4 protein-coding genes are annotated in these 3,111 nt (G+C 67.8%); 3 read left to right on the top strand and 1 reads right to left on the bottom strand.

Features of this window, described 5'->3' with window-relative positions; all coding sequences use genetic code 11:
- Window positions 1-381 precede the first annotated feature (381 nt).
- Window positions 382-1,155: a class I SAM-dependent methyltransferase gene (locus VGE38_RS11885; RefSeq protein WP_253069337.1), complete on the bottom strand. Its 774-nt coding sequence runs from the start codon at window positions 1,153-1,155 to the stop codon at window positions 382-384.
- Window positions 1,156-1,592: 437 nt separating this feature from the next.
- Here VGE38_RS11885 and VGE38_RS11890 point away from each other — a divergent pair, with 437 nt between their 5' ends.
- The 3 genes from VGE38_RS11890 to VGE38_RS11900 all read left to right on the top strand — a co-directional run.
- The gene (locus tag VGE38_RS11890; RefSeq protein ID WP_253069336.1) at window positions 1,593-1,910 is read left to right on the top strand and encodes an antitoxin VbhA family protein; all 318 of its coding nucleotides are present in this window, start codon (window positions 1,593-1,595) and stop codon (window positions 1,908-1,910) included.
- Window positions 1,907-2,524, top strand: a complete 618-nt coding sequence (locus tag VGE38_RS11895; RefSeq protein WP_331142757.1) for a Fic/DOC family protein — start codon at window positions 1,907-1,909, stop codon at window positions 2,522-2,524. Before VGE38_RS11890 ends, VGE38_RS11895 begins: the two co-directional genes overlap by 4 nt.
- 173 nt (window positions 2,525-2,697) lie before the next feature.
- On the top strand, window positions 2,698-3,111 hold a 414-nt coding region (locus VGE38_RS11900), incomplete at its 3' end, for an Lsr2 dimerization domain-containing protein (RefSeq protein ID WP_331142758.1).

Raw genomic sequence — 3,111 nt, forward strand, 5'->3', positions numbered from 1 at the left:
CTCCACCTCCTACGAGCAGTCTTTGTCCTGTGCCCTCGACCTCATCACCTTCTGCCGGCGGCTCGGTGTCCCGTTCGGGCTCAACATCGAGAGTGTGTCCAGCCGCCGCGCCGAGATCGAGCAGGCCGTCCAGCTCGCCGCCCGGCTGGGGCAGGAACTACACCGCCCGCGCCGATGACTCAGTGGTCATCGTCGGCCGGTGGCACCGCCTGCCTGCTCTGGTGCCCGGCATCATGACCGGCTGGCGGACTGGCACAGGGTCTGGGCTGGTTGCTGCGACAACGAGCCTCCCGCCCCGGGCTGCGCCCCAATCGCGAAGCCGCGCGGTCCTTTGTCCGAGGGCGCCACGCTGAGAAGCCAGTGCACGAGGAAGCGCTGGGGTCAGTCAGGGTGAGCGGCGATGGTCAGTGCGGTGACGTAGGGCTCGTCCAGCCCGCCGTCGGGAAACGTAGCGCGCAGGGATCTGACCTCGTCGGCAAGGAAGCGCTCCCGCTCGTCGTCGGGCATCGCGACGACATAAGACTGAGTGGCGAGGTTCGCCACGTGCCGGTCGGGGCTTGAAGGGCGGGTCCAACGAAACGAGTGGTGCTCCGCCACGAGGCCGAACGGAGCTTCACCAAGCCGCTCACCGAGGTCGGAACCAGCGAAACCGTGGTAGCGGGGCGCCGCTTGTCGGAGGCGGTCCCGCTGCTCAGACACCCAGCCAACGGTGAAGTCGGGGACGTTCCACCACACAGCGAGACGCCCGCCTGGTCGCAGCACTCGCATCGCCTCGGGCACGGACCGCTGGGGGTCAGTCCAGTGCAGCGCCTGAGCGTAGGTCACCAAGTCGAACGAGTCGTCACTGAAGGGAAGCTTGTCGCCCGATGACTGCACGGTATCGACGCCGGGCAACGCCTCCCTCAGCTGGGCAAGCATGTTGTCCGCCGGGTCGACCGCCACCACCGAAGCGCAACAGGCGTGCAGCACGGCTGTCGCGATACCCGTGCCCGCTCCGATGTCTGCGGCGAACACTTCGTCGAGCGGTGTCGCGAGCGCATCGGCGATCCGCTCGTACACCTGTGCGGGGTAGATCGGGCGGTGGCCTGCGTATGCACTGGCCACCTTGTCGAATAGCTCGCTGGCACGCTCCTGCCTGGCACCACCGTCCGTCATGTCCCTGCATCTCCTTCGAATGACTCATTCGACTAGTTGACGTGCTCGCTCGACGTCTGGTCGGCGACTTGACCGTGAAGCTTCGCAAGTCGTTTCTCCCTGCTCGCTTGCCGCCGAGCAGACCGCGTTTGCCGTTCTGACTCATCAGTATGAGGAACGGGCTCTTGGACACGGCAAGTCCTCGGGCGCGCCGGATTGTCGCTTCGTCGATGTCGCCGTAGGCGGATAAGAAGGGCCCGGCGCTGCCGCCCGGAAGCAGTACCCAGGCGGCGGCGAGGTCGGCTGCGGGGTCGCCGGCGGCCAGCGCGCGTCGCCTACGGACGTCGGCGCGGTCAGGATGCGCGTCGGTGACCTGGCCGGCCTTCGCAGTGGCCCTCAACGACTCCACGGCGCGTACTCGACCGTGTACGCGTTCGGGTACGCTCAATGGTGTGTGGGTGCCTGAGGTGTTGTCGTTTCGTGAGTTCCGTACGGCGTTGGCGGCGACGTTGAAGCGGGTGCAGGACCCGAATGCGGAACCGGTGTTCGTCGGTGCTCATCGCAAGCCCGAGGCGGTGGTGATGTCGGTGGCCCGCTACGAACAGCTCATCGGGGCGGCACAGCGACGGGCCGATGTCGACGAGGCACTCGCCTCGGTCCGCGCCGAGGGCCTGGAGCCGAGCGCGGAGGGCCTGGCTCTGCTCGACGGTGTCGCCGCCGGCTCGGTCAGCACCGGCGAGGCTCGTGAGCGTGTCCTGGCCCGCTACCGCCGTTGACCGGCCCGGACCCCTACCTCGACCTCGACACCGGTGTCCTGCGGAACCGGCTGGGGATCACCGATCCGGGAGAGCTCGCCCAGGCCGAGGCCGAGCTCACCGCGCTACGCCTGATCGAGCTGCGCCAGGCGCCGCTACCCGGACGCTACGACCTGGACCACCTGCAGGACTTCCACCACCACATCTTCAGCGACCTCTACGACTGGGCCGGTCAGCTGCGCACCGTGTCCATCGGCAAGGGACAGCTGTTCTGCCTGCCCCAGCACCTCGAGACCTTCGCCGCCGACATCTTCGACCGCCTCCACTCCGAGCAAGTCCTGCGCGGGCGTGACCTCGACGGCTTCGTCACCGGCCTGACCGAGCTACTGGGCGACATCAACGCCCTGCACCCGTTCCGGGAGGGCAACGGGCGCACCCAGCGGGCGTTCCTGGCCCAGCTCGCCCACGACGCCGGCTACGAGCTGCGCTGGACCACGATGGACCCCGCCGAGAACAACCGCGCGTCCGCGCTCTCGCTGGCCGGTGACACCACCGCCCTGCACACCATGCTCGCCCGCCTCATCAGGCCACTCCGTCAGCTACCCCAATCGCGGCCGGCCTCCAGCGACAGCTGAGCAGCGCCTCCGCCTCGACCTCGGCCCGATTCTCGAGGGGCGTGCCGCTTGTGCCGGGTCGGCAACGCGTTCCTGTCGGTTTGTCCGCCGAGCCTGGCTTGGCGGGCCTAAAGAATTGTCGGCCCCCTGTCGCACACTGAGTCCTATCCCCGGTGCTGTGCGAGAGGACCGTGATGTCAGACCCCGTCATCGTGGCAGGAACCGCCCTGTCCCGTGAGCTTCAGTCAGCGTTCCGCAACGCATGCGGCGCCCGCCGGAGCGAGTGGGTCGAGCGGGAGAACGAGGCACTGACCGCCCTACGGATCCTGGCCACCTACCTCGCCTACCACCCGGGAAGCGCCACCGCCCGGGCCATCACGACAACACTGGCCCGCACTATCTCTAATCCGGGGGAATGCATGTCCCCCGCAGAGCATCCGCTACCCTCGGCACCGAGCATCAATACAGCAGAGGGTGACACAGTGGCGCGAATCGAAACGGTACAGCTCATCGACGACCTCGACGGCGCGCCAGCTGATGAGACCGTCGCTTTCACCCTCGACGGGAAGCAGTTCGAGATCGACCTCAATGCGGCCAACGCAGCGACG

The organism is Nocardioides sp., from assembly GCF_036405735.1.
Classification (GTDB): domain Bacteria; phylum Actinomycetota; class Actinomycetes; order Propionibacteriales; family Nocardioidaceae; genus Nocardioides.